Annotated in this window: 22 protein-coding genes and 1 riboswitch; of the genes, 11 read left to right on the forward strand and 11 right to left on the reverse strand. The window is 65.0% G+C overall.

Annotated elements, in window-relative coordinates; translation table 11 throughout:
• Positions 1 to 13: 13 nt before the first annotated feature.
• Complete coding sequence (locus tag KG104_RS08085) at positions 14 to 952, reverse strand: 5'-3' exonuclease (RefSeq protein ID WP_207346672.1); 939 nt, start codon at positions 950 to 952, stop codon at positions 14 to 16.
• 70 nt (positions 953 to 1,022) lie between these two features.
• Here KG104_RS08085 and KG104_RS08090 point away from each other — a divergent pair, with 70 nt between their 5' ends.
• Both KG104_RS08090 and KG104_RS08095 read left to right on the forward strand, forming a co-directional pair.
• The gene (locus KG104_RS08090; protein WP_207346673.1) at positions 1,023 to 1,511 is read left to right on the forward strand and encodes an NUDIX hydrolase; all 489 of its coding nucleotides are present in this window, start codon (positions 1,023 to 1,025) and stop codon (positions 1,509 to 1,511) included.
• A gap of 129 nt (positions 1,512 to 1,640) precedes the next feature.
• Complete coding sequence (locus tag KG104_RS08095; RefSeq protein WP_207346674.1) at positions 1,641 to 3,056, forward strand: YhgE/Pip domain-containing protein; 1,416 nt, start codon at positions 1,641 to 1,643, stop codon at positions 3,054 to 3,056.
• A 40-nt stretch (positions 3,057 to 3,096) separates the two neighbouring features.
• On the opposite strand, the gene KG104_RS08100 is transcribed toward KG104_RS08095, so the two are convergent.
• Positions 3,097 to 3,696, reverse strand: coding sequence for a helix-turn-helix domain-containing protein (locus KG104_RS08100; protein ID WP_104054486.1), 600 nt, complete (start codon positions 3,694 to 3,696; stop codon positions 3,097 to 3,099).
• Between the two features lie 116 nt (positions 3,697 to 3,812).
• Between KG104_RS08100 and KG104_RS08105 the strand changes: the two genes are divergently transcribed.
• Positions 3,813 to 4,811, forward strand: a complete 999-nt coding sequence (locus tag KG104_RS08105) for an NAD(P)/FAD-dependent oxidoreductase (protein WP_207346675.1) — start codon at positions 3,813 to 3,815, stop codon at positions 4,809 to 4,811.
• A 1-nt stretch (position 4,812) separates the two neighbouring features.
• Here the strand turns inward: KG104_RS08105 and KG104_RS08110 are convergent, their stop codons facing one another.
• Positions 4,813 to 5,475: a TetR/AcrR family transcriptional regulator gene (locus KG104_RS08110; protein ID WP_207346676.1), complete on the reverse strand. Its 663-nt coding sequence runs from the start codon at positions 5,473 to 5,475 to the stop codon at positions 4,813 to 4,815.
• A gap of 160 nt (positions 5,476 to 5,635) precedes the next feature.
• Between KG104_RS08110 and KG104_RS08115 the strand changes: the two genes are divergently transcribed.
• From KG104_RS08115 to KG104_RS08145, 7 genes are all read left to right on the forward strand, one after another.
• Positions 5,636 to 7,810 carry an ABC transporter permease gene (locus KG104_RS08115; RefSeq protein ID WP_207346677.1) on the forward strand — a complete coding sequence of 725 codons (2,175 nt, stop codon included), beginning with the start codon at positions 5,636 to 5,638 and terminating at the stop codon, positions 7,808 to 7,810.
• Between the two features lie 212 nt (positions 7,811 to 8,022).
• Positions 8,023 to 8,991 (forward strand): bile acid:sodium symporter family protein, encoded by a 969-nt coding sequence (locus KG104_RS08120; RefSeq protein ID WP_207346678.1) that lies wholly within the window; start codon positions 8,023 to 8,025, stop codon positions 8,989 to 8,991.
• A gap of 120 nt (positions 8,992 to 9,111) precedes the next feature.
• On the forward strand, positions 9,112 to 9,939 hold the full coding sequence (locus tag KG104_RS08125) for an SDR family NAD(P)-dependent oxidoreductase (RefSeq protein ID WP_207346679.1): 828 nt from the start codon (positions 9,112 to 9,114) through the stop codon (positions 9,937 to 9,939).
• Positions 9,940 to 9,941: 2 nt separating this feature from the next.
• Positions 9,942 to 10,760: an SDR family NAD(P)-dependent oxidoreductase gene (locus KG104_RS08130; RefSeq protein WP_207346680.1), complete on the forward strand. Its 819-nt coding sequence runs from the start codon at positions 9,942 to 9,944 to the stop codon at positions 10,758 to 10,760.
• Between the two features lie 49 nt (positions 10,761 to 10,809).
• Positions 10,810 to 11,172, forward strand: coding sequence for a GntR family transcriptional regulator (locus KG104_RS08135; protein WP_104054855.1), 363 nt, complete (start codon positions 10,810 to 10,812; stop codon positions 11,170 to 11,172).
• Complete coding sequence (locus tag KG104_RS08140) at positions 11,169 to 12,074, forward strand: ABC transporter ATP-binding protein (RefSeq protein WP_207346681.1); 906 nt, start codon at positions 11,169 to 11,171, stop codon at positions 12,072 to 12,074. Before KG104_RS08135 ends, KG104_RS08140 begins: the two co-directional genes overlap by 4 nt.
• Positions 12,071 to 12,781 carry a hypothetical protein gene (locus tag KG104_RS08145; protein WP_104054479.1) on the forward strand — a complete coding sequence of 237 codons (711 nt, stop codon included), beginning with the start codon at positions 12,071 to 12,073 and terminating at the stop codon, positions 12,779 to 12,781. The genes KG104_RS08140 and KG104_RS08145 overlap by 4 nt, the downstream gene beginning before the upstream one ends.
• A gap of 64 nt (positions 12,782 to 12,845) precedes the next feature.
• Here KG104_RS08145 and KG104_RS08150 read toward each other — a convergent pair whose 3' ends face one another.
• Positions 12,846 to 13,844: a sugar-binding transcriptional regulator gene (locus KG104_RS08150; RefSeq protein WP_372434100.1), complete on the reverse strand. Its 999-nt coding sequence runs from the start codon at positions 13,842 to 13,844 to the stop codon at positions 12,846 to 12,848.
• 113 nt (positions 13,845 to 13,957) lie between these two features.
• Between KG104_RS08150 and KG104_RS08155 the strand changes: the two genes are divergently transcribed.
• Entirely contained in the window at positions 13,958 to 15,733 is a 1,776-nt protein-coding gene (locus KG104_RS08155; protein ID WP_207346682.1) for a glycerol-3-phosphate dehydrogenase/oxidase, read from the forward strand.
• Positions 15,734 to 15,812: 79 nt separating this feature from the next.
• On the opposite strand, the gene KG104_RS08160 is transcribed toward KG104_RS08155, so the two are convergent.
• From KG104_RS08160 to KG104_RS08190, 7 genes are all read right to left on the reverse strand, one after another.
• Entirely contained in the window at positions 15,813 to 16,928 is a 1,116-nt protein-coding gene (locus KG104_RS08160; protein WP_207346683.1) for a type I phosphomannose isomerase catalytic subunit, read from the reverse strand.
• A gap of 214 nt (positions 16,929 to 17,142) precedes the next feature.
• Positions 17,143 to 17,676: a CarD family transcriptional regulator gene (locus tag KG104_RS08165; protein ID WP_104054477.1), complete on the reverse strand. Its 534-nt coding sequence runs from the start codon at positions 17,674 to 17,676 to the stop codon at positions 17,143 to 17,145.
• A 270-nt stretch (positions 17,677 to 17,946) separates the two neighbouring features.
• On the reverse strand, positions 17,947 to 19,176 hold the full coding sequence (locus KG104_RS08170) for an acyl-CoA dehydrogenase family protein (protein WP_207346684.1): 1,230 nt from the start codon (positions 19,174 to 19,176) through the stop codon (positions 17,947 to 17,949).
• Between the two features lie 35 nt (positions 19,177 to 19,211).
• Positions 19,212 to 20,909: a dipeptide ABC transporter ATP-binding protein gene (locus KG104_RS08175; RefSeq protein ID WP_207346685.1), complete on the reverse strand. Its 1,698-nt coding sequence runs from the start codon at positions 20,907 to 20,909 to the stop codon at positions 19,212 to 19,214.
• A 2-nt stretch (positions 20,910 to 20,911) separates the two neighbouring features.
• Positions 20,912 to 21,805, reverse strand: coding sequence for an ABC transporter permease (locus tag KG104_RS08180; protein ID WP_207346686.1), 894 nt, complete (start codon positions 21,803 to 21,805; stop codon positions 20,912 to 20,914).
• On the reverse strand, positions 21,802 to 22,803 hold the full coding sequence (locus tag KG104_RS08185; RefSeq protein WP_237686803.1) for an ABC transporter permease: 1,002 nt from the start codon (positions 22,801 to 22,803) through the stop codon (positions 21,802 to 21,804). The genes KG104_RS08180 and KG104_RS08185 overlap by 4 nt, the downstream gene beginning before the upstream one ends.
• Positions 22,800 to 24,455 carry an ABC transporter substrate-binding protein gene (locus KG104_RS08190; RefSeq protein WP_237688697.1) on the reverse strand — a complete coding sequence of 552 codons (1,656 nt, stop codon included), beginning with the start codon at positions 24,453 to 24,455 and terminating at the stop codon, positions 22,800 to 22,802. The genes KG104_RS08185 and KG104_RS08190 overlap by 4 nt, the downstream gene beginning before the upstream one ends.
• A 104-nt stretch (positions 24,456 to 24,559) precedes the next feature.
• A riboswitch (SAM riboswitch) is annotated at positions 24,560 to 24,658 on the reverse strand.
• Between the last annotated feature and the right edge of the window lie 28 nt (positions 24,659 to 24,686).

The raw sequence follows: 24,686 nt of genomic DNA on the forward strand, positions 1-24,686 counted from the left end.
GCCAGGGGTACCGTTACGCAAACCGGTTAAAGGCCTCCAGCAGCCGTTTCACGGATCCGCCGAGGTTCCATTCCGTGCCGAGGCGCTCCAGCTCGGCGCGTTCGTTGCCGGTAATCGGCGCCAGCTCCGCGCCCGCCTCGTCCAGCCTGGGCAGGTCCAGGTCACGGGCCACCCGAACGACGTCGGGCGCAACCTCCAGATACTCTGACGCCTTGGCGAGCTTGGACCGCACCGGCGCCGAGAGTCCGCTGTCCGGGTCTGATGCCGCAGCCAGCAGGGCGTCCAGCGTGCCGTACTCGCCCAGCAGGGATGCCGCTGTTTTTTCCCCGATCCCGGCGACGCCGGGCAGCCCGTCCGAGGCGTCTCCGCGCAGGGTGGCGTAGTCCGCATACTGCTGCGGCAGCACCCGGTATTTCGCCACGATCGAGGCTTCCGTCAGCACCTCGAGGTTTTTCATCCCCCTTGCCGTGTAGATCACGCGAACCCCGCGCCCGTCGTCAATGACCTGAAAGAGGTCCCGGTCCCCGGTGACGGCGTCCACGGGCAGATCGGCGCCGCTCGCGTAGGTGCCGATCACGTCGTCGGCCTCATATCCGGGAGCGCCGACGACGGCGACGCCGGCCAGCTCCAGCGTGCGCCGGATCATGGGAATCTGCGCCTCGAGCGGATCCGGCACGGTTTCGACGTCGGGGGCATCGTCAACGGTCTCGGCCACCCGGTGCGCCTTGTAGGTCGGCAGCAGGTCCACGCGCCACTGCGGACGCCAGTCATCATCCCAGCAGGCAATCAAATGCGTCGCCCCGTAGTCGGCGGTGAGGCGGGTGATCATATCCAGGAGGCCGCGGACGGCGTTGACCGGTGTCCCGTCACTTCGCCGGATGGTGTCCGGCACTCCGTAGAAGGCACGAAAGTACAAGGATGCGGTGTCAAGCAGCATCAGGCGCTGGTTCATACGCCGATCCTTGCACGGACCGTCTTCGGGACGGTAGGACTGCCCCGGGAGGAAGCCCTAGGATGAGCCCATGATCCACAGTGCAGGCATTCTGCTGTACCGCCGTGCCCCGGCGTCCGACGGCGTCACCGGTCGGCTGGAAGTGTGGCTTGGCCATATGGGCGGCCCGTACTGGGCGCGCAAGGATGCGCATGCCTGGTCCATTCCGAAGGGCGAGTATCTTCCCGGTGAGGAGCCGCTTGCTGCGGGGCTGCGCGAATTCGGCGAGGAAATGGGCGTGCCGGCACCGGCTGCAGACTACGCATCCCTGGGCAGCTTCCGGCAGTCCGCCAAGAAGACCATTACGGTTTTCGTTGCTGAAGCGGATTTTTCCCCGGGGCGGATTCTCAGCAACACGTTTGAGCTGGAGTGGCCGCCAGGCTCGGGCACTGTTCGGGAGTACCCGGAAATCGACGTCGCCGGCTGGTTCGATGAGGCCGCGGCACGCACCAAAATCGTCAAAGGACAGGTGCAGGTTCTGGACGCACTGAAAGTGCGCCTGGAGGGGCTGCACGGATGATCCGACCCCGGAAGGTCCACTGCGGCGCCTGACCGTATCGCCGTCCCGGTGCCGCGGATACTCTCGAAGAAGCAGGGCTGAACCACAACTTCAGCCTGAGCATCAGTCCGCCTTCCGGAGGTGCGTTCCATGCCAGCTCATACAGTTACCAATGAATCGCAGAATCCTCCTGAATCCCGTTCACGCGGCATCGGGTTCTATGCCTCCCCCCGCACATGGCTGCTCCCGCTGCTGGTGCTCCTGATTCTGGGCGGAGCCGGCACGGCCCTGTACATTGGCGGGCTCGGCAGTCCGGGAGATCATCTGAAGCACTTCCCCATTGCGGTGGTGAACCAGGACCAGGGAACCGATACGCCGGACGGCGGCCGCGAGGACCTGGGCTGGAACATTACGGACCAAATGAAGCAGGGATTTGGCAGCTCGGACAAAATCGAGCTGCGGGAGCTGTCCTGGAACGAGGCCCAGGATCAGATGCGCAAGGGACAGATCCACGGGACAGTGGTGATTCCCGAGTCGTTTTCAGCGGATGCCACTGCACTGGTTTCCGGTTCGCTCAGCGCCGAAGAGGTGTCCCGGCCCACGGTCACCGTCTACACCAATCCCCAGGCCGGGCCGCTGGCCAGCAGCCTGGCCACTGAGGCCATAGATCCCGCCTTGGAACAGGCCAACCGCGCGCTGGGGGAGCAGCTCACAAAATCCGCGGAGGAAGCCCAGGCGCAGGCGCAGGCCGAACTGGAGCGCGAGCTGGAGCAGCTGGGCACGGCGCTGCCCTCCGAGCTGGAGCAGCAGGTGTCCCCGAAGATCGGCGGCACCTCAGCCGATCTGCTGGCGGACCCGATTGCCGTCAACACCAGCGTCTACTCTCCGCCGCCGGAGGGTGCTGCCCTGGGGATGGGGGCGTTCTTCTACTCCGTGCTGTTGATGGTGGTGGGAGTCAGCGGTTCCGTGGCCCTGCATTTCCTGCTTGACGCCCGGCTGGGGGTGGCGCCGATCGAGCTGGGTCCGCGTTTCACCCTTGGACCCCAGCGGCGCCCTGCCCGCTGGGTCACCTTCCTCGTGAAGTGGGGCATCGTGGTCATAGGGGCGCTCCCCACCGCGGGACTGATGATGTGGGTGGCCTCCGCCGTCGGAATGCCGATACCGCACGGCGGCTTGTTCTTCCTGACCACGTGGCTTTCCATCGTGACGGTGTCCGCGGTGACCTTCGCGCTGATCGCCGTGTTCGGCAGCGCAGGCATGGTCCTGTCCCTGCTTTACGTGGTGTTTATGGGCCTGCCCTCGGCGACCGGCGTGGTGCCGCTGGAAGCGCTGCCCGGATTCTTCCGGTTCATTGCGCGCGGGGAGCCGCTCTACCAAATGACCATGGCCAACCGCGCCGTCCTCTACTTCGACGCCGATGCCAGTGCCGGGGTGCAAAGCGGAATCATCGGCATGCTCATCATCATTCTCATCGCCCTTGTGGTGGCACTGGTGTTCTCGGTGATCTATGACAAGGTGCTGGGCCGGCGGGGCGCACGGATGGTCGCAGCGGCGTCGCCCTCCTGAGCAGGCCGCGCGGGCGGCGATAAACAGGACCGGACAGGGCTCACCTCTGGTCCCGGCCGCTTCCCGCAGGGCGGGCGCGCAGATGTGCGCGCTCGCCCTGCGGTCCGAACAGGGCGAGGAACTCGACGCTGTCACCGGTGGCATTGTCCATCCAATGCGGCACACGGGTGTTGAATTCGGCGGCTTCCCCGGAGCTCAGGACCAGTTCCTTCTCACCCAGCACCAGTCTCAGCTTTCCGCTGAGCACATAGAGCCACTCATAGCCCTCATGCGTCTTGAGCTGCGGCTGGGACGGGGCGGCCTTGCCCGGAAGGATGTATTTGTAGGCCCTGATCCCTCCGGCCTGCTCCGTCAACGGAATGATGGTTGCCCCGTGCCGGCGGAAGGGCCGCATATGCACCCGCGGGTCCCCGGTGGCCGGAGCATCGACAAGTTCGTCAATGGTGACTCCGTAGATCCGGGCCAGGGGCATCAGCAGTTCGAGGGTGGCCCGCCGCTGTCCGGATTCCAGTCGGGACAAGGTGCTGACCGAGATTCCGGTGCCTGCTGATACTCCGGCCAGCGTGAAGCGTCTGTCGGTCCGCAGCGAGCGGAGCCTGGCGCCGACACCCTCGAGGGCAGTTTCCAAAGAGTCGTCCATGTGCCTCATTTTGCCACGGCGGCAATATTGTTTGCCGTTCCGCTGCTGCCCGCCGGAGACTTGAAGGACAAGGTCGCCGGCACGGTCGGCGCAGGGATGAAGGGCAGATTCCGGTTATGGATACAGCGGTGGACAGGAACGCGGAAAGCGGCGGCCGGTTCGACGTCGTCGTGATTGGCGGTGCCGCAGCCGGACTGAGCGGGGCGCTGGCCCTGGCGCTGGCCCGGAGGTCCGTGCTGGTGGTGGACGCGGGGGAGCCGCGCAATGCGCCGGCGGCCCACATTCACAATTATCTTGGCCGGGAGGGTGCGGCGCCGGCGGATCTTTACAGCGCGGGCCGCGATGAGGTGCGCAGCTACGGCGGAACCGTGAGAACGGGTCGGATAACCTCGGTGACCCGGGGCGCCGACGGAGGATTCCTGGCGCAGCTGGCTGACGGAGAGCGGGTCCACGCCCGCCGGGTGCTGGCCGCTTCCGGGGTGGCAGACATCCTGCCGGATCTGCCTGGAATCGAGGAACGCTGGGGCACGGCAGTGCTGCATTGCCCGTACTGCCACGGCTGGGAGGTCCGGGACAAAGCAATCGGTATTCTGGCCACTGATATCGCAGCGGCAATGCACCAGGCGCTGTTATGGCGTCAATGGAGCGCGGACGTGGTGCTGTTTCTCCACACGGCCGGAACCCCGGACGCTGCGCAGGCAGAGCAGCTCGCGGCACGGGGGATCCGGACGGTTACCGGTGAAGTCACTGCCGTGGAGGGAGCCGCCGGTGCCGGTATCCGGCTGGCCGCCGGGGAGCTGGTGAACCGGGATGCCCTGGTGGTGTTTAGCCGTCTGCAGGCCCGGGCCGGGTATCTCGCGGAGCTGGGGATTGTCCCGGCCAATCAGTACATGGGTGAGGTGGTCTTCGGGACGGCGGTTCCGGTGGATTTCACCGGCGCCACCCCGGTGCCCGGTGTATACGCAGCGGGCAACCTTGCCGCACCATCAGCGCAGGTGATGGCGGCGGCCGCCGCCGGCCTGATGGCCGGTGCCGCGATCAACGGGGACCTGGCGGCAGAGGAAACGGCGCTCGCCGTCGAGGCGGCACGCGCGCGTCCCGGATCTGCGGCGTGATTCAGGGCAGATAAACCGCGGAGGGCTGGGTGAGGAAATCACCCGGATGGGTTACCGGTGCGGAGAGCATGCCAGCCGAGGCATCAATGAGGAAGTAGCCCACTCCGGTCCAGTTGGCCTTTTCCGCCCCGTCCTGGATGCGTGCCTCGTACTCGGCGGACACTCCCAGCACCATGTTGCCCAGGATCCAGGAGCGCCCGTACCGCGTGGTCGGAGCCAGCTCTCCGGTAGCCGCCTCCAGGCGCCCAATCAGGTCCTCGGTCAAGGGGTTGGCAAGGACAGATCCTGCGAGTACCTCCTGCATGGACGGTACCGCCCGCAGCTGGTAGACGAAGCGTGCCCGCCAGCTCGGCACCGGCAGCGACCCCAGGTGCTCGACCCACGGCAGGATCAGGCAGGCCAGCAGCTCCGGAAGAGCAGGGTTTGGATTGAGCCCGGCCGCCAATTCAGCCCGGCGGCGGCTCGTGTCCGCGGTGTGCCGGGTGACCAGGGCACGGATGAGCTCCTCCCGGCCACCGAAGTGGTAGGCGACGGCGGAATGGTTGGCGGTGCCGGCATGTTCGGCGATCCGCCGGTTGGAGACGGCGTCTATGCCGAAGCGGGCGAAAAGTTCCTCGGCCGCGTCCAACAGTGCTTCGCGCGCCTTGTCACCGTGCTGCCCCATGGCCGATCCCTCTTTCAACGCCGTTCCGCCGATATTCCCTCGATTATCAATTTTACGCCACTTGGCGTAATTTTGACGAGTTGGTTCCACTAACCCGTCCGGCCGCCTCCGGCCCGGCGCACCCGCCCCGACTTCGTTGATCTATTACAGGAGCACGTTCTTGACCAATCCCCACCCGACCTCCGCTGACTCCCCGCCGGACACCGTCCCGGCAACGGAGGTTGAAGCTCCGGAGAGCCAAGTGTCTGACGCGGCGGCCGCCAAGCGTGCGAAGGCCGAAAAGATCGGGCGCTACGTCGCGATGTTCATGATGCCGCTCCTGATGGTGTCCATGCTGGTGGGCGGTTACCTGGCCGCTATGCATTCACCGGAACCGCACAATATGCCCATAGCAGTCAGCGGCCCCTCGCAGCAGGCGGATTCGTTCACCGGGGCATTGGAGTCCGCCGCCCCGGATGCTGTTGACGTTCGGAGGGCGGCATCGGCAGAGGAAGCACGCCAGCTGGTGCTGGACCGCGAAGTTTCAGGTGCCGTGGTGCTGTCCGGCGGTTCGGCCACCGTGTACACCGCCGGTGCAGCCGGCGCCTCGCAATCCAGTACCGTCACCGCGCTCTTGGCTCCGCAGGTGCTCGGCCAGGGGCTGAACCTGCAGACCGAGGATCTCAAGCCGCTGCCGGACAACGACATGGCCGGCCTGGGGGCAATGTTCATGACGACCGCCCTGATGCTTGCCGGTTACATGCCGTTGAGCCTGGTGCTGTCCAACTCGCCCGAACTCCTCCGCTTCCGCCGCTTTGTTCCTCTGCTCGCAGGCTGGTCCGCTCTGATTGCCGCACTGGTGTGGACCGTCGTCGGCCCGATCATGGGTGTGGTTGAAGGCCACACCGCGGCCGTTCTGGGCATCTGCTGGCTGTCGGTCTTCGCCGTCGGCAGCGTCCAGTTGTTCCTGACCCGTATCTTCGGTCCGATGGCTGTGCTGGTGGGCATGCTGTTCCTCATGGTGCTGGGGGTGCCGGCGTCCAACATGAGCATGTCCGTGCACACGATGCCCGCCCTCTACCCCTTCCTGCACAATTTCCTGCCGGCTGCCGCTACCGGTGAGTCGCTTCGATCGGTGCTCTACTTTGACGGGAACGGCGCCGCCGGGCACCTGCTGGTACTGGTCATCGGCATCGTCGCCTCCCTGCTGCTGACTCTGGGGCTTGATGCCCTGAAGCGGCGCCGCAAGCCGGATGCCAAGCCGCCGGCCGTCAACGTGGCGTCGCTGCACGGCGGGCCGCGCCCGAAGAACCGGGTCTGGCGCTATGTCACCCTGGCATTCTTCCCGCTGGTCATGGTGTCGATGATGCTCACGATGATGCTGGGCGCCATGTACCAGCCCGCGCCCAGGGACATGCCGGTCGCCGTCGTCGGTGCCACCACTGAGCAGGCCGAACAAGCGGTTGCCGGACTCGAAGAAAACATGTCCGGGCTCTTTGACCTGCGGGCACTGGATTCCGCCGATGAGGCCCGTGAGCAGGTCCGGGACCGGGAGATCACCGCAGCCTACGTCCTGCCGTCGGCAGAGAACCCCGCCGCAACCCTCTTCACCAACCAGGCCGCGGGCGTGAGCGCGCAGCAGGTGGTCAGCCAGGTGTTTGGCCAGGTGTCCGCCGGCCAGCAGATGGAACTGATCAAGGAGGACATTGCCCCGCTGCCGGGTCAGGACTCCATGGGCATGGCCACCATGTACCTGGCCATGGGCTGGATTATGGCCGGGTTCATGATCATTGTGGTGGGCGCGACCGCCCAGCCGGCCAGCCGTCCGCTTCGCAAGCTCCTGCCGATCGCGGCCGGTTGGGCGGTAGGCTTCTCTGCCTTCCTGTGGGTGATCGTTGACGTCTTCGTTGGCGCCGTAGACGGGCACTTTTTCCAGCTGTGGGCGGTTGGAGCCATCGCCATTTTCTGCGTTGCCATGTTCACCGCGGTCTTTGAACGCCTGATCGGGATGCTCGCCATTCTTCCGGTGATTGGAATCCTGATGTTCCTGGGCGTTCCGGCCTCCGGGGCCGCGATGTCCATCTACATGGAGCCGGAGATCTTCCGTTTCCTGCACGAGGTACTGCCGATGCCGGCAGCAGTGGAGTCCATCCGTTCCATCCTGTACTTCGGCGGGGACACCGTTGCCTCCCACCTGCTGACCCTTGGCATATGGGGTGCTGCTTCCCTGGTGGTTGTCATCATCATCGACCGGATCAAGCCGCCCCGCACCGAAGCCTGGCCGGTCGACGAGGCTCCGGCCCCGGCGGATCCGGCTGGTGACAAGGCTGCGGAGAAGGAGTTTGCTGCGGTGTAATCCGCCGCAGTTCCCGGTGCCCGTCCAGGTGCGCCGGTAACCCGGGGGGCCGCTGCTGATGCAGCGGCCCCCTTTGCGTTGCCGGGATAAACAGTTCCAAAGAAAGCTGAAAACGCCCTTGCCAGCCTTGCGCTCCCGATGTCGCCGCGCAGCTTTGCAGGTGCCGCGTGTCACAATCAGCGGATCAGCGCCGGCAGTGCCACCATATGGGCATGTCTGCGAATACCGGCACCCCAGCCCCCCAGCAAACCCGGACCGGCGAAGAGCGCAGTGCCCGCGTGGCGGTCACGGTCTTTCCCCTGCTCATCCTTGCCGGGGGAGCGGTGGCCCTCTTCTTCCCGGAGCCTTTCACCGGTCTCTCCGCGTTTATCAATCCGGGCTTGATGCTCATCATGTTCGGCATGGGCCTGACCCTGACCCTGCCGGACTTTGCACTGGTGGTACGGCAGCCCCTGCCTGTGCTCCTCGGCGTCGTCGCCCAGTTTGTGATCATGCCGCTGCTGGGAGCCGGAATCGCCTGGGCACTGCAACTGAGTCCTGAACTGGCAGCCGGCGTGATCCTCGTAGGGTGCGCGCCCGGCGGTACAGCTTCAAACGTGGTGACCTACCTTGCCAGGGGCAACGTTGCCCTGTCGGTGGCCATGACCTCGGTGTCCACCCTGCTGGCACCCCTGTTGACGCCGCTGCTGGCGCTGTGGCTGGCCGGACGGTACATGGCGGTTGACGCCGGTTCCATGGCCCTGTCCATTGTCCAGATTGTGCTGATTCCCGTGGTGCTGGGACTTGTGATCCGCTACGCAGTGCCCCGGCTGGTGGACCGTGTGCTCCCGGTCCTGCCGTGGATCTCGGTCCTGGCCATCACGTTTGTAGTGATTGCCGTAGTGGCCGGAAGTGCTGCTGCCATCGTCACCGCAGGCTGGCTGATCCTGCTTGCGGTCATCCTGCACAACGGCCTCGGACTGGGCCTGGGCTACGGCGCGGCGAAGCTCTTCCGCCAACCCGTAGCCTCCCGGCGCACCACGGCCATTGAAGTGGGCATGCAGAACTCCGGACTGGCAGCCGGACTGGCCAAGCAGTACTTCACGCCCGAAGCGGCCCTTCCGGCGGCTGTCTTCTCGGTGTGGCACAACGTTTCCGGTGCCCTGATGGCAGCTTTCTGGCGGAGCAGGAATTCCCGCTAACCCCGGGCCCTGTCCGGATGTGCGGGAGCAACGGGGATGCTTCCGGCGCAGGGCTACCGTTTGCGGTGCCTTAGCCGCTAGGGTGATGCCGTCCCGGCACTTCGAGGAAAGCAGGCGCCCATGGCGTCCAAGACCATCGTGATCACCGGCGGGTCCGACGGCGTCGGCGCGGCTGCCGCACGCAGGCTCGCCGCGGACGGCCACCACGTTGTGGTGGTGGGACGCTCGCGGGAGAAGACTGCCGCCGTTGCGAAGGACACAGGCGGCGAATTTCTGCTGGCTGATTTTGCCGACCTCAACCAGGTGCGGAACCTGGCCTCGGAGCTGCTGCAGCGTTATCCGCGCATCGATGTCCTGGCCAACAACGCCGGTGCCATCTTCGGCAAGGAGCGGCAGGTCACCGGAGACGGACACGAGATGACGTTCCAGGTGAACTATCTGGCCCCGTTCCTGCTCACCCGCCTGCTGACGGACCGGTTGCTGGAGTCACGGGGGACCGTCATCAACACCTCGAGCATCGCGAACCGGCTCTTCGCCCGGGTGGATCTGGATGACCTGGAGTCGGAGAAGAACTACAACCCCCGCAGAGCCTACGGAAACAGCAAGCTGGAGCAGATCCTGTTCACCGAGGAATTCGACCGCCGGTACCGTTCCCACGGTGCCACCTCGACGGCGTTTCATCCGGGCAACGTTGCCTCCGGCTTCTCGGGCGTCCGGGGGTCCGCCATGCACGCGCTTTACCAAACCCGGCTTGGGAAGCTGTTCCTGACCAGCCCGGAAAAGGGGGCCAGGACACTGGTGTTCCTGGCTGAAGGCACACCCGGCGAGGACTATCCCACAGGCAAGTACTTTGAGCGGTGCAAGGTTGCCCGCCCGAACCGCCAGGCCCGGGACGGGGCCCTTGCACTGGGGCTGTGGAACCGGTCCGTGGCAATGATCGAATCCTGAGCATGATGCGCAAAACCATCGTGATCACCGGTGCCAGCGACGGTATCGGTGCTGCCGCCGCCAGACAGCTGGCCCGGCAGGGTCATCGCGTGGTGGCGGTGGGGCGGTCGCCGTCGAAGACGGCTGCAGTGGCCGGGCACACCGGCGGCGAGTACGTCGTGGCCGATTTCGCCGCGCTGGACACTGTGCGGAACCTGGCGTTCCAGCTGCTGGCACGCTGCGGCGTCATCGACGTCCTGGCCAACAACGCCGGAGCAATGTTCGGCTCGAGGCGGCAGATCACTGAGGACGGACACGAAAGGACTTTCCAGGTGAACTACCTGGCGCCCTTCCTGCTCACCCAAATGCTGACCGACCGGCTGCTGGAGTCGGGCGGAACCGTGATCAACACTTCCAGCGCGGCCAACTTATTCGGACGCATCGATCCGGATGATCTGGAGCTGGAAAAGCGGTACCGTCCCTTTCGGGCTTATGCGGCAGCCAAACTCGCACTGATCCTGTTTACACGCGAGTTTGACCGCCGTTACCGCCTCCGGGGAGCAACTTCCACAACCTTCCACCCCGGCCTGGTGGCCACCAATTTCCTAAGGGAGCACGGTGTGGCACCCGGCGCAGGGCATTCACCCCTGCGGCATCTGGTGCTGACTCCGGACAAGGGCGCCCGAACGCTGGTCTATCTTGCCGGGGCTGTTCCGGGGCAGGACTACGCGACAGGCGAGTATTACCGGCGGTGCAAGGTGGCGCGCCCTAACCGCCAGGCCCGGGACGGAGCGCTGGGACTGGGGTTGTGGAACCGGTCCGTGGCAATGCTGGAGTCCTGACTTTCCAGTACCTATGTCCATTAGTCCACTAATGGACTACGGTGTGGTCATGTTCACAGGTGAGGGTCCGATCTTCCAGCAGCTTGCTGTGAGGATTGCCGACGACATCGTGGCGGGAACCTATCCCGAAGAGACCGCTGTGCCTTCGGCCACCGACTTCGCCATGTTCCACCAAATGAATCCCGCCACCGCCAGCAAGGGCGTGAACATGCTCGTGGATCTGGGCGTGCTCTACAAAAAACGGGGCATCGGGATGTTTGTTGCGACCGGAGCGCGGAAAGTCCTCCTTGCCCGGCGGCGCGATGAGTTTCGCAAACAATACCTGCAGCCGCTTCTTCGCGAAGCCGCGGTCCTTGAGATTCCGGCCGCCGAACTGCACTCGATGATCGACGATGAACAGGATCCGGCATGACCAACGCAATCGACATCCGCTCCATGAGCCGCACCTTCGGGCACTCGAAGGCGCTCGACGACATCACGCTCACCGTTCCGCCGGGCGCCATCTGCGGACTCCTTGGCCGGAACGGTGCCGGCAAAACGACCATCATGTCCATTCTCGCCGGCCAGGACCGGCCGAGCTCAGGCACAGCGGAAGTGTTTGGACAGAACCCCTTTGAGAATGAAGCTGCCCTATCCAAGATCAGCTTTGTCCGCGACAACCAGCGGTATCCCGACGGCTACCGGCTGCACCATGTCCTGCGCATCGCCCCCGAATTTGCGCCGAACTGGAACGCCGGCATTGCCGCGGAACTGGTGGAGGGATTACGCATCCCGGACAGGACGCCGATCAAGAAATTCTCCCGGGGACAGCTTTCCGCCGTCGCCATTGTTCTCGCCCTGGCCTCGCGAGCCCCGCTCACACTCCTTGATGAGCCCTACCTGGGCCTTGACGTCACAGCCCGGGCGTTCTTTCACAACATGCTTCTCCGGGACTACACGGAGCACCCCCGCACGGTCATCCTGTCTACCCACCTCATCGAAGAATCCGAAGCTCTCTTTGACCGTGTAGTGATCGTTGACCGGGGCCGGGTGCGCGCCGATTGCGACAGCGACGAGACATCCAGCCTTGCCTTTACCCTGAGCGGGACCGCAGACGCTGTCGAGCGGCTCTCAGAAGGCAGGGCCCTTCTCCTCTCACACACAGTCGGCAACCTGAAATCGGTCACCGTCAGCGGGACCGCCGATGACGATCTCCGAACCCAGGCGCGCACACTCGGAGCAACCGTTTCGCCGGCTACCCTCCAGGAACTCGTCGCAGCATTCGGGGCAGATGCACCGCAAGCGATTCGCACCAGGAAAGGGGCACACGCATGAGCGCCGTCGTCTCAACCGTCAAAATCCACCTCAACCGGCGGACGGAAACCTTCGTTGTGCCACTCACCATCGCCGGGTCAGTCGCCATCATCTCCGTGCTCACCGCACTGATCTTCTGGCGTTCCGGCAGCCAACCGGGCAGCGAGGCGTGGATCCAGGGCTCCCAGAGCAATCCCGGAATTGTCTACGCACTGGTGGGTTTCTTCTGCTATCTCGGCGTTGCCAGTGTTGGAACAACGTTCCCGTTCGCGTTGGCTCTCGGGGCATCCAGGCGGTCATTCGTCGCCGGCACCATCATCTGGAACGCACTCACCGCCGCCTACGTCGCCCTGATCCTGGCTGCGCTCAATGCGATTGAGATCGCCACCAACCACTGGTTTGCCGGCTTCTACATCTTCGACATCTACGTCCTCGGCGGCGGCGACACACTGCGCCTGCTGCCGATCGTCTTCCTGGGAGTACTTGCCACACTTACCATCGGAGGAGTCTTCGCCGCAGCGTGGGTACGCTTCGGCGCTCTCGGCCCTCAACTCCTCGCAGGCGGCGTCGTCCTCATACTGGCGGTGGCGGTAATCATCCTCGTGCCCCAGGCGGCAGCAATTGCCGCCGCCTTCCACCTCTGGTGGCTTGCTGCCGCAGCCATCGGTGCGGTCGTGCTCTCCGCCACCGGAACCTGGCTGCTGCTGCGGCCGGCCACTGTGCGCTGACGGGCACACTGGAGTCCCGGGCGGATCCGGACCCATTGTCACCGGACCGGCCAGACGCATCCGCTCAGCAGGAGGCCAGCCTTCGGGCCGAGTTTTCATCCAGGATCAGGTCCGTCACCAGACCGGCGCGCAGCGCCCCCAGCAGGCTGGTGGTCTTGGCTTCCCCGGCCACCACGCAGATGCGGCGCGGGACCTGCCGCAGCTGGCCCAGCTCCGGGCCGGTGCTGCGGGCATTGAGGCTGATGCCGTCCCAAGTGCCGTCCACGCGGTAGAACATGGTGGCTACGTCGCCCACCACGCCTTCGGCCATCAGATCCTCCAGATCCTCTTCATCGAGGTAGGCGCCGTTGTAAACGTGGCTTGGAACACCCGCCTCCATGGAGCCGACTCCGAAGATGGCGATGTTCATCCGGGCCTGCAGATCCAGCACGCGCTTCACGGGACGTTCGCGCCACATGGCTTCCTTGGTCTCCGTGTGGTCGAAGAACGCGGGCACCGGGAACTGCACCACGCGTGCGCCGTAGGCATGGCCAAAACGCTGCAGGATTTCACTGGCATAGGTGATGCCCGAGGTGCGGAAATTGCCGGCACCATTCATCTGCACAACTGTGCTGTCATGGGTGTCCTTGACGCCCAGATGCTGGCTGACGGCGGTGAGCGTGGAGCCCCAGGCAACACCCACGATGGCGTCCGAATCAATCAGGGGATTGATGTGGTGGGCGGCTTGAACGGCAACACGCTGCAGAATCTGGGCGGGGGAAACCCCCTCCACCACGGGCACCACCTTGGCGTGGATTCCGAAGCGGGAGCTGATTTCCTTCTCCAGCGCCGGAGCCCGGTCCGCAGCGCTGTTGATCTTGATCTCCACCAGTCCGGTGCTGCGGGCATGCGAGAGCAGGCGGGAAACAGTGGAGCGCGAGATCCGCAGTTCGCGGGCGATGGCTTCCATGGTCAGGTTCTGCAGGTAGTACATCTGTGCCGCCCGCAGGGCGTCCCGGTCGCGTTCCGCCTGAGGGGTAATACCCTCCCCGTGCCGTGCAGCGGAACGCTTGGTGACACCAATGTTCACTTGTTGTCCACCCAATCCGCAAAGAACCTCATGTATCCATTATGTCAGGGTGCACGTTTGTGCATCGGCTCGATGCCTGAGCCCTCAGGCTTCGAGCATGGATGGATATGGCAAAGCCGCCACAGAAGCGTTTGGAGATAGTCGTGGACAATTCCGTGAACCCCAACAAGGGAAAAACCGCCGTCCGTCCGGTGGTGCAGCAGCTGAAGGACCGCCCCCGGGCCTCAGTGCTGATCGTGGGCGGCGGCATCAATGGCGTAGGCACGTTCCGTGACCTGTCGCTGCAGGGAGTGGACGTAGCACTCGTGGAACGCGGGGACTACTGCCAGGGCGCTTCCGGTGCCTCATCCCACATGATCCACGGCGGCATCCGCTACCTGGAAAACGGCGAGTTCCGGCTCGTGCATGAGTCCGTCGTCGAGCGCAATGCGCTGCTCCGACTGGCCCCGCACTATGTAAAGCCGCTGCAGACCACCATCCCGATCACCAGCACCTTCTCAGGCATCACCGCAGCCCCGCTGCGCTTCCTGACGCACAAGCAGGGCAAGCACACCGAGCGCGGCGCCGTGCTCATCAAAGCCGGCCTGCTGATGTACGACTTCTTCTCCCGCGGCGGCCGCGTGGCTCCGCGCCACAACTTTGTCGGCAAGAAGAAGTCCCTGCAGGAACTGCCCAAGCTGCGTTCCGACGTCAAGTACACCGCCACGTACTTCGACGCCTCGGTCCACAACCCCGAGCGCCTCACCCTGGACGTGCTGCGCGACGGACTCGAAGCCAATCCGCAGTCCCGCGCCAGCAACTACGTCTCGGCCGTGGGCACCACGGACGCCGGAACGCTGCTGCGCGACGAACTGACGGGCGAAGAATTCCTGTTCGAAGCCGACGTCGTCATCAACGCCACCGGCGCCTGGGTGGACGAAACCAATGATTCCTTCGGAAAGCGCACCTCCTTCATGGGCGGCACCAAGGGCTCACACATCGTCCTGGACCACCCGGAACTGCTTGAAGCCTGCAACGGCCGCGAACTGTTCTTCGAGCACACCGACGGCCGCATTGTCCTCATCTACCCGATGGGTGACCGCGTGCTGGTGGGCACTACGGACATCGACGCCGACATCACCGAGGACTCGGTCTGCACCGATGAGGAAATCGAGTACTTCTTCGAACTCGTTGCGCATGTGTTCCCGACCATCGACGTGCGCCGCGACCACATCGTGTACACCTTCTCCGGTGTCCGTCCGCTGCCCAAGCACGATGACACGCAGCCCGGCTTCGTGTCCCGCGACTACCGCATCGAAAAGCGCATGGACCGCCGCGCCGGCAAGAACGTCACCACCCTGTCTCTCGTGGGCGGCAAGTGGACCACGTTCCGCGCCCTCTCCGAAAACCTTGCTTCCGAAGCCATGACCGCACTGGGCATGCCGCGGAAGACGACGACGTCGGAGCTTCAGATCGGCGGCGGCAAGGACTTCCCGCGCACCGAAGCGGAAGAGCGACTGTGGGTCAACCGCACGGCCGGCGAGGTTGCCGACCGCGACCGCGTCCGCGTGCTGCTGACCCGCTACGGAACCCGCGCCACCGATGTTCTCGAGTTCCTGGCGAAGGGTGGAGATCAGCTGCTGGCCTCCACTCCCGAGCTGAGTACCCGTGAGCTCACCTACATGGTGGAAAACGAGCAGATCACCCGTCTGTCCGACATCCTGATCCGCCGCACGTCACTGGCCTTCCGCGGCCTGGTGACCGAGGAGATGCTCAATGAGCTGGCGGAACTGCTTGCTCCCCAGCTGGGCTGGGATGAGGAAGAAGCCCGGGTCCAGGTGCAGGGTGCACGCGACCTGCTGGTGAACAAGCACGGCATGAAGATTGGTGTGCCGGTAGCCTAGGCACCCACCAAAATTCAAACAGCAGAGGGAGGACACCAGTGGTGTCCTCCCTCTGCTGTTTGTCTGCCGGGCGCCGCAGCTAGAGTGCCGACGCCACGAAGACCTGGGACGGGCCGGTGAAGGTGGCCGTCACGGGCGCCCCGGCGTACAGGATCTTTGTTTCGGGAAGCATTTCAGCCGTGACCTCCTCCACGGTGATGGAGGCGGGATCCATAGCAGCCAGCACAACGCTGAACGGCCCCACAATGACGGGCTTTGGATCTTTCCCCACAACCACCCGCCGCAGGTCCAGGTCGTCGCTCCACAGCGGTATGCGCTGCTCGCCGTCACCGAGCTCGAGTACGGGCAGGGCAGAAGGCTGCGGCTGTCCGGTGCTTATCAGCTGCAGCAATTCGGTGAGGTCCACCTGCTCCGTGGTGAGGGCGGCGTGCAACGCATTATCGGAGATGCCCATAACCACCACAGCCTGGCCGGACAGATAGGTATGCAGGCATCCGGGAGGGATCACGGTTGCCTCCCCGGGATTCAGCTGGATCAGTTTCATGCAGATGGCCAGCAGTATGCCGCGGTCGTGCGGGAAGAGCTGCTGCAGGCGGCGCACTGTGGCGACCGCCTCTGCAGCCGGTCCCTCAACGGACCGGCATCGCTCCACCGCCTCGGCTGTTTCCCGCAGGGCAGATTTGGTTTCGTCTGGCGACATGCGCAGAACGGAATGGATGGCAGTCTCATGGCGGAAGCGAAGGTAGGAACGCAGCCAGGGCAGTTCCAGCACGGACGCGATGGCCTCAAGTTCCTCGATGCTCCGTTCTCCGGCAAGCACCCGCAGGGGAGTGAGGGCTACTGCCACCTCACATTTCGGGTTGCGGTCCTTGTAGTGGCGGTTTCCGGCGTTCAGGGGCACGCCCCGGGCCTGCTCCCGTATGAAACCGGTCAGCGCCTGCTCCCAATGCGGGTGCAGCATGATCGGAGGCGGAACATCCGCGTCCAGGACCCGGAGGCTAAAGGGGAACGGCGAGCCGGTTTTGACTTCAGCATGGGGGACCGGAAGCGACCGGTCTCCGGCAAATTGTTCGAGCGTTTGCCGAAAGGTCGCGGGATCCCATTCAATGAGCAAACCGCGGGAAGGAAGCGGCGGAGGCCGATGAACAGGTGTTAGGGACCTTGAGACGGCGGAATCGGTACGCACTACAGTCACTTAAATCACCAAAATGGACCAGAGACGGAGGGACGGGGATCGGAGGGTCCGCTGTGGAAAATATCTGATCCTCTTAATTGTAGGCACTGCCGCAGCAGAGTAAACCCCTATCCGGAGGAGGCAAGCTGTGACGCTGCCCATCGATCGGCGGGCTGGTCTGCGGCGTCACAATCATGAATCCGCGGGCCTCCGGCCCGAAGAATCCTGATACGGCTTAGGACGCCTCAGGTTCGGTGGCAGCGCACCACACGGCGTCAATCATGTCCGATGCTGCCTGCTCCGTAATAGCAAGCGCCAGCGACACTTCCGTCAACAGCGGCTGCCGTGCATGGCGCAGCATTTCCCGTTCCGCCTGGGAAAGCCCGTGCGAGTTGTTTCGGAGCATCAGATTGCGCACGACGGCGGCAATCACCAGAGGGTCGCCCGTGGCCAGCTTTTCGGTATTGTCCTTAAACCGCCGGGACCACTGGTGATCCTCCTCGTCAGCCGGGCCCCGCAGGACCGAAAACAGCGTGTCCAGACCGGTTTGGTCCAGGACGGGCCGCAGGCCCACACGCTCAATCTGATCCAGGGGAACCCAGACCATCAGATGGGAGGCCTGCACTTCCAGGACCATGCAGTCCTTCTGCAGACGCGGATGGATTTGAAAAGAGCTGACCACTGCTGGGCCGTGATGGGGATGAACCAGAACCTGACCTTTGGAAAATGACAATTGGCACCTCCGGCAGAAGCTGAAGGCCCGGCTCAATGCCCCAAACCGGTGTCACCAGTCAGCGGGACGATTGTTTCAACGGTTCACCGGGAGAGTAGCGGCAAACAAATCTGAAAGCGCGGATGCAGCTGAACCGTACGGACGGAGCCGCCCACATCCGCGAGCCTGGCACTGCCTCCATTTTACGCCGACCCCCACCCCTTCTGCCGAGTCCCGGGGGAACAAGTGCGGGCCGCTGCACCTAAATCCCTGATCCGGCTGCACTAAAAGGTGCTCCTGCCGGACGGGCCGGCAGGAGCACCTTTGTCACCGGGCAGAGGCGGAGGCAGGAGCAGGAGCCTCACCCGCCCGCCACACGAAGTCGGGAATCGTACCGTTGATTTCCCAGTCGCCCACGATCCGTGACTTGTAGATGACCGGATTGTGGGAGGAAATGGTCCGGGCATTGCGCCAATGCCGGTCCAGCTGCAGTTCCTGCCGGGTTGAAGAGGCACCGAGGGCATTGAAGAGAAGGGAAGCTGCCCGCTGGACCTGCTCGGTCACCACAATCTGCGCCTGCGAAGAGGCGAACTCCACCGCTGTGACCGCGGCGTCTGCGAGCGCAGGCGACGATTGGAGCTGCGCCTCGTAGGCTTCCTGCACCAGTTCGGCCACCCGGAGGGAAGCTGTTTCGGCAGAGAACGCCAGCGCTGATACTTCCCCCACCACCTGCTGCACCTGGATATCCGCGCTGGGCCGGGTGCCGTTTCCGTTGCTGAAGGTCCTGGTCCTCTTGCGCACTTCGGAGACTACGTCCCCGAGTGCCGCACGGGCTATGCCGGCAAGGGTCGCCACATGGATGAGCTGGTATACACCGGTGCTGTACGGCGGATGCGCCGCCTCCGTGATGACGTCCGCAGCGGGAACGAACACATTGGTGAAGACCGACGTTCCGCTGGCGGTCAGCCGCTGGCCAAAACCGTCCCAGTCATCGATTACCTCAACGCCCGGATTATCGCGGCGGACCAGGGCTATGACGTCCAGGCCCTCGGCTGTGCGGGCACCCGTCTGGATCCAGTCCGCGTACAGGCTTCCCGTCGTGTAGGACTTGGTGCCGTTAACCCGGTAACCCGCACCGTCCACCGTGATGGTGGTGCTGACCCCGCCCACGGGGACCGGTCCGCTTTCGGTCCAGGCATTGCCCACCACCGCCCCGTCTGCGATCCGGCGCAGCCACTTCGTGTTGTTGGCATACAGCAGGTCCTCCACGAAGGCGATGTGGCAGCGCAGGGCCTGGGCCAGATTCGATTCCGCCGCCGCCAATTCAATGAGCAGCCGGAAGAAGTCCGGGGCGGACACGCCTCCGCCGCCGAGTCCGGAGGGAACCCGCAGGGACGTGAAGCCCGCTTCGGCAAGGCGGCGGACTTCATCGTGCAGCAGGATGCGTCCGCTCTCCCGCCGGGCTGCACCCTGGGCGATGTCTGCAAACAGCGGGCGGAACCGGGCCGCCAGTTCCGCATAGCTGCGGGCGGAGGAAGCCAAAATCTCGGTGGTCATGAAAAGGGTCCTTTCGGGGAGGTCTATAGCGGGGTTCATGCGTGCAGATCGGTGGCGGAAAGGCGCCGGGGCATCTGGGGCACGGCAGCGAGCAGGGCCTTGGTGTAGTTGGTTGTCGGAAAGTTGAAAAGCGATGACGCGCTGCCGGATTCCATGACACGGCCGTCCTTCATCACCAGGACGTCGTCGCTCACGTGGTGGATTACGCCGAGGTCATGACTGATGAACAGATAGCTCAGGCCATGCTGTTCCTGCAGATCCGCGAGGAGATCCAGGACCTGGGCCTGGATGGACACATCCAGCGCGGATACCGGTTCGTCGAGCAGCAGCACGCGGGGCCGGAGCGCCAAGGCGCGGGCTATGGCCACGCGCTGGCGCTGCCCGCCGGAGAGGGTGAGCGGCTGCCGGCGAATCAGGTCCAGGGGCAGCCCAACCTGACCGAGCAGTTCCGCGGCGCGGTCCCGGCGTTCACCGGGCGTGCCGGTGCCCCCGGCCTCCAAGGCGTCGGTAATCACCCGCTCCACGCTGAAGCGCGGATCAAATGAGCTCAGCGGGTCCTGGTTCACCAGCTGGATGTCCCGCCGGTGCGGACGCCGCATCTCTTCGGTGACCGGTGCCCCCTGGACGTTCCCGGCCCACGGCAGCCCGCCGAGCCGGACCGTCCCCGCATCCGCCTCCGTAAGTCCCAGGACGATGCGCGCCGTCGTTGACTTGCCCGATCCGGACTCGCCCACGATGCCCAGGGTTTTGCCGGCCGGCAGGGTAAAGGAGACATTGTTGACCACTGTGCGGGAGGAGCCGTCCGGAGACACATAGGCCTTGACCAGGTTGCGGGCTTCGAGCGCCGGAGCCTCCGCGGAGAAAGCCGAGGCCCGTACCGGGCCTGCGGACTTCACTTGCCGGGGCAGGGACGAGAGCCGGGTGCCCTTGCCGCGGCCGGAGGGAACGGCATCGATCAGCTGTCGGGTGTACTCGTGGCGCGGGTTGCCCAGCACTTGCGCCGCCCGCCCCGACTCGACTATCCGTCCGTGCTGCATCACGGCGATTTCATCGGCGAGCCGGCTAACCACGGCAAGATCATGGGAGATGAAGATCAGCCCGCGGCCCTGTTCCTTCAGGGCGGCCAGCAGTTCGAGGATCTGGGCCTGGACGGTGGCATCCAGCGCGGTGGTTGGTTCATCGGCAATCACCAGCTGCGGATTAAGTACGGTGGCCTGCGCAATCAGCGCGCGCTGCCGCAGCCCGCCGGAGAGTTCACCGGAGCGCTGCCGCGCCCGGACCTCGGGATCGGTGATGCCGGCGGCGCGCAGGGCGGCGAAAACCCGTTCCTGGCGCTCCTCCCGTCCATGGACGCCGTGGGCACGGAGGGCTTCGTCGATTTCCCGGCCGACCGTGCGCAGGGGATCCAGGGACACGAGGGCATCCTGGAGGACATAGCCGATGTGCTTTCCCCGCAGCCTGCGCCACTGCCGCTCGGAAAGCCGGGCTGCATCGTGCCCGAGCACGTCCAGACGGTCCGCGGATACCCGGGCGTTGGGCGCATTGAGTCCCACGAGGGTGCGGGCCGTGACGGTTTTGCCGGATCCGGATTCCCCCACCAGGGCCAGCGCCTTCCCGGGGGCAAGGGCCAGCGAAACATCACGGACAACGTCAATGGTGCCCCGCGCGGTGGAGAAGGAAACATTCAGGTTGTCGATGGCGAGCAGCGGCTGCTGCGGGGTGTGCGGTGTCATGGTCAGACCTCTGCTTCGAGTCGGCGTTGCAGGTGATGGCCCACCACCGTGGTGGTCAGGGCCGCGAGAGTGATGAATATCCCGGGGAACGCGGCAATCCACCAGGCGATCTGGAGGTAGTTGCGCCCGTCGGCGAGCATTGCGCCCCATTCGGCGGCCGGCGGTTGCGCGCCGAGTCCGAGGAAGCTCAGGGAGGATGCCCAGACAATGGACTGTCCGATGCCGAGCGTGACGAGGACAAACAGAGGGCGCGCCACGTTGGGGATGATGGTGTGCCGGAGGATATGGGAGCGTGACCGGCCCAGGGACAGAGCCGTTTCCACATAGGGGGCGGCCACCACCTGCAGGGTCTGGGTGCGGAGCATCCGGGCGTAGCCGGGGGCGGATCCGATTCCCACGGCAACCGCGGCGGTGACGACGCCGGTGCCGGAGACGGCGATCACGATCAGGGCCAGGAGCAGGCCGGGGAAGGCGAAGAGGATTTCGACGAAACGGCAGATCGCCGAGTCGAGCCGCTTGCCGGACACTCCGGCAGTAATGCCCAGTGCACCGCCCAGGATCAGTCCGATGGCCGTGGCCGCCAGGCCCAGAAGCAGTGATTGGCCGGTGCCGGCGATCACCCGGGACAGGATGTCGCGGCCGTTCTGGTCGGTGCCGAACAGATGGGAGGCGCCCGGCGCCTGGAAGGCGTTGGCGGGATCAATCTCGTAGGGGTCCTGCCGCAGGAACAGGGAAGGGGCGACGGCGGCGAGCACCAGGAATACCAGGAGCGCGCCGGCTATCCACACACCGGCGGGAGTGCTGCGGACCAGCCGCAGGGTGCGCAAATGCGTCCCGCCGGTCAGCGGGTCGGCGGGCTCTTGCACTGTCGAGGCGGGTCTGGCAATCGTGGTCATGCTGCACTTCCTGTCGGGTTGGTGCGGGGGTCCACCGCGCGGTAGAGGAGGTCCACGGCGAGGTTCACGAGGATGTAGACGGCGGCAATAATGAACACCACGGCCAGGGTTACCGGCATATCGCGGTTGATGATGGCATCCACGAGGGAACGCCCCAGCCCGGCCCGGGCAAAAATGATCTCGGCGACGACGGCGGAACTCACCAGTGAGCCCACTGCCCACGCGGAGAGCGTGAGGCCGGGCAGGATGGCGTGCCGCAGGGCATGCGTCAGCCGCACGGCGGCGTCGCTCAGCCCCCTGGCACGGGCGCTCAGGATGAACGGCTGAGCCAGGGCTTCTTCGAAGGAGGACCGGGTGACCTGGGCGATGAACCCGGACAGGGGGATGGCCAGTGAGAGCGCCGGCAGGACGAGCGAGCGGAAGCCGTCGTCTCCGGCCACCGGGAACCAGCCCAGGATGACGGCGAAGAGGACCGCAAGCATGATGCCCACCCAGAACGGGGGAAGGGAAGCGAAGAACACCTCCAGGGTCCGGCCGACGCCGTCGAGCAGGCGTCCGCGGCCCACCGTGAGGAGCGTGAATGCCAGGGCGATGACCCATGCGAAGGCCAGCGCCAGTCCGGCGAGCTGCAGGGTGGGAAGGATCTGCGGGCCGATGATCTCGATCACGGGAACCTTGAAGATATAGGACACCCCAAAGTCCCCGGTAATCAGGTTGCCCAGATAGGAGAGGTACTGCAGAAGAACGGGCCGGTCGAGTCCGTACTGGGCTCTTACCGCTGCCACCGTCTCGGGCGACGGGGAGGATCCGGCACCCCCGAGGATCGCTGTTACGGGATCGCCGGGCGTGAGGTGCAGGACAAAGAAGGTGAGGGTGACGGCCGCCCAGAGGACAAAAACGCTGCCGGCGGCCCGCTTACCGACAATGCGGCCGGTGCTGCCTCCGGACACCGTTGTGCGAGGTGCCGTGTTGAGGGGATCAAGGGATTGGGTGCTCATTGGGGATCCACCGCCGTGACGTCGTAGAGGTAGGGGAGGGAAAGGCTGGGTTCAAGGGTGAGGTTTGTCCAGCGGTCGCTGCGCAGGGCCACCTGGCTGGCCTGGTTGTAAAGCGGCAGCTGCAGGGCGTGGTCGCTGACGATCTGCTGGGCCTGGTGGTAAAGGTCCTTCCGGACGGCAGCATCGTCGGTGGCAAGTGCCGCGTTCAGGATCGAGTCCAGCCCGGGATTGCGAAAGCCCGATCCGTTGGCTACAAAGCCGGCAGACTCGGTGTATTCCGAGGAGAAGACAATGCGGAGCACATCGGCGGTGTTGGTGTTCCAGTAATCGGCGCGAAGGTCGTATTCGAAGGTGTTGCCCAGTTCGCTCACGGTTGCTGCGTCGCCGTTCTCGATCAGCACCTCGAAGCCGGCCTGCTTCGCTGTCGCCTGGATTTGAGTGACCAGCGCCTGGTGCGCAGCGGGCCAGGCTCCGGGGGTGTACGGGAAATGAACTCTCAGGCGCTCGCCGTCTTTCACCCGGTACCCTTCGGCGTCGTGCTCCGTCCAGCCGGCATCGTCGAGCAGGCGCGCTGCTTCGGCGGGGTCCGGGTCATAGACGTGCTCAAAATCGGGGGAGTAGAAGCCGGTGGTGGAGCTGAGCGGCCCGCCGGCCCGGGTGACGGTGCCGAAGTAGACGCTGTTGATGCCAGCGTCCACGTAAGCGCTGTGCAGGAAAGCCTTGCGGACGTTGAGATCGTCAAACGGCGCACGGGTGGTGTTGAGGATGAGGTTGGTAGGGTTTCCGGGCCGGTCACGCAGGGTCAGCTCCACGTTTCCGTCCGCTTCCGCCTCGGCAAAGTGGACCGAGGGCATGAGGTCCAGGGCGTCCGCCTGGCCTGCCCGCAGCAGGCCGTACCTGGTGGAGTCTTCGGGAACAATGCGCCATTCGATCTTCTCAATGTGTGCCGGGCCGTCATGCTGCGCGTAGGGCGGAGCGGAGTTGTAGTCTTCGTTGCGGACCAGGGTGACCTTGGACTGCGGGACGTAGTCCAGGATCTTGTACGGTCCCGAGCCCACCGGCGAGTGGCAGTTTTCCACTTGCGGCCGCTTCAGGGCCGCGGGTGACTGGATGCCGAGGAAGGGCTGGGCGAGCACCTCAAGGAACGCCGCATACGGGCGGTTCAGGGTGACGACGGCGGTGGTCGGGTCCACTACCTGCGTGGACTCGTAGGGTTTGAGGTAACCGCCTGCGGTACCTGACTGGGTGTTTGGATCCACCATGTGGTCCAGGTTTGCCTTCACTGCTTCCGCGGTGAGTTTTGTCCCGTCGGTGAACCAGACGTCGTCGCGCACTGTGAATGTGTAGGTGAGGCCGTCGCCGGACACTGACCATGCTGTGGCGAGCCACGGGTGGATGGTGCCGCCGCTGTCCTGTGAAACGAGGGAATCCAGGTAGTTCGCTGCGATGGATGCCTGCGGCATGTCGCCGTCCACGTGGGGATCCAGGCAGGAAATGTCCTTGCCGGTGGCAAAGACAAAGGTGTCGCTGCCGCTGGCTGCGGCCGGCCCGCCGCAACCGGAAACGGCAGTGGCGAGCATGGCCCCTGCCGTGAGGACGGCGAGGGTGCGGGGTATCTGGGGATGGGGTTTGGGAGGTCTTGCTGGGCTCACGTCAGGCTCCTGAATCATCGCCCGGCGGAGGGCGACGCAGGTTCGCCGGCGTCAGCTTCGCCGTGCCGGGGCAGGGCGAAGCTGACCAACGAAAGCGCGCAGCTTCTCCATCGGTCCTGGCAGTAGCACCGTTCCCCGCTGCTGGGCGGGGAGGGTTGCTGCGGCGTCGTCGATCCAGGTCTCTCGGCCGCTCGGGATGGTTAAGGAAAAGCTAGCCCATGGATCACGGCC

This window comes from Arthrobacter sunyaminii, assembly GCF_018866305.1.
Taxonomy (GTDB): domain Bacteria; phylum Actinomycetota; class Actinomycetes; order Actinomycetales; family Micrococcaceae; genus Arthrobacter_B; species Arthrobacter_B sunyaminii.

Excerpts from the sequence above, each read along its gene's own strand:
- KG104_RS08085 (WP_207346672.1), bottom strand. The coding sequence starts at position 952 with ATGAACCAGCGCCTGATGCTGCTTGACACCGCATCCTTGTACTTTCGT.
- KG104_RS08090 (WP_207346673.1), top strand. The coding sequence starts at position 1,023 with ATGATCCACAGTGCAGGCATTCTGCTGTACCGCCGTGCCCCGGCGTCC.
- KG104_RS08095 (WP_207346674.1), top strand. The coding sequence starts at position 1,641 with ATGCCAGCTCATACAGTTACCAATGAATCGCAGAATCCTCCTGAATCC.
- KG104_RS08100 (WP_104054486.1), bottom strand. The coding sequence starts at position 3,696 with ATGGACGACTCTTTGGAAACTGCCCTCGAGGGTGTCGGCGCCAGGCTC.
- KG104_RS08105 (WP_207346675.1), top strand. The coding sequence starts at position 3,813 with ATGGATACAGCGGTGGACAGGAACGCGGAAAGCGGCGGCCGGTTCGAC.
- KG104_RS08110 (WP_207346676.1), bottom strand. The coding sequence starts at position 5,475 with ATGGGGCAGCACGGTGACAAGGCGCGCGAAGCACTGTTGGACGCGGCC.
- KG104_RS08120 (WP_207346678.1), top strand. The coding sequence starts at position 8,023 with ATGTCTGCGAATACCGGCACCCCAGCCCCCCAGCAAACCCGGACCGGC.
- KG104_RS08125 (WP_207346679.1), top strand. The coding sequence starts at position 9,112 with ATGGCGTCCAAGACCATCGTGATCACCGGCGGGTCCGACGGCGTCGGC.
- KG104_RS08130 (WP_207346680.1), top strand. The coding sequence starts at position 9,942 with ATGATGCGCAAAACCATCGTGATCACCGGTGCCAGCGACGGTATCGGT.
- KG104_RS08135 (WP_104054855.1), top strand. The coding sequence starts at position 10,810 with ATGTTCACAGGTGAGGGTCCGATCTTCCAGCAGCTTGCTGTGAGGATT.
- KG104_RS08140 (WP_207346681.1), top strand. The coding sequence starts at position 11,169 with ATGACCAACGCAATCGACATCCGCTCCATGAGCCGCACCTTCGGGCAC.
- KG104_RS08145 (WP_104054479.1), top strand. The coding sequence starts at position 12,071 with ATGAGCGCCGTCGTCTCAACCGTCAAAATCCACCTCAACCGGCGGACG.
- KG104_RS08155 (WP_207346682.1), top strand. The coding sequence starts at position 13,958 with ATGGCAAAGCCGCCACAGAAGCGTTTGGAGATAGTCGTGGACAATTCC.
- KG104_RS08170 (WP_207346684.1), bottom strand. The coding sequence starts at position 19,176 with ATGACCACCGAGATTTTGGCTTCCTCCGCCCGCAGCTATGCGGAACTG.
- KG104_RS08175 (WP_207346685.1), bottom strand. The coding sequence starts at position 20,909 with ATGACACCGCACACCCCGCAGCAGCCGCTGCTCGCCATCGACAACCTG.
- KG104_RS08180 (WP_207346686.1), bottom strand. The coding sequence starts at position 21,805 with ATGACCACGATTGCCAGACCCGCCTCGACAGTGCAAGAGCCCGCCGAC.
- KG104_RS08185 (WP_237686803.1), bottom strand. The coding sequence starts at position 22,803 with ATGAGCACCCAATCCCTTGATCCCCTCAACACGGCACCTCGCACAACG.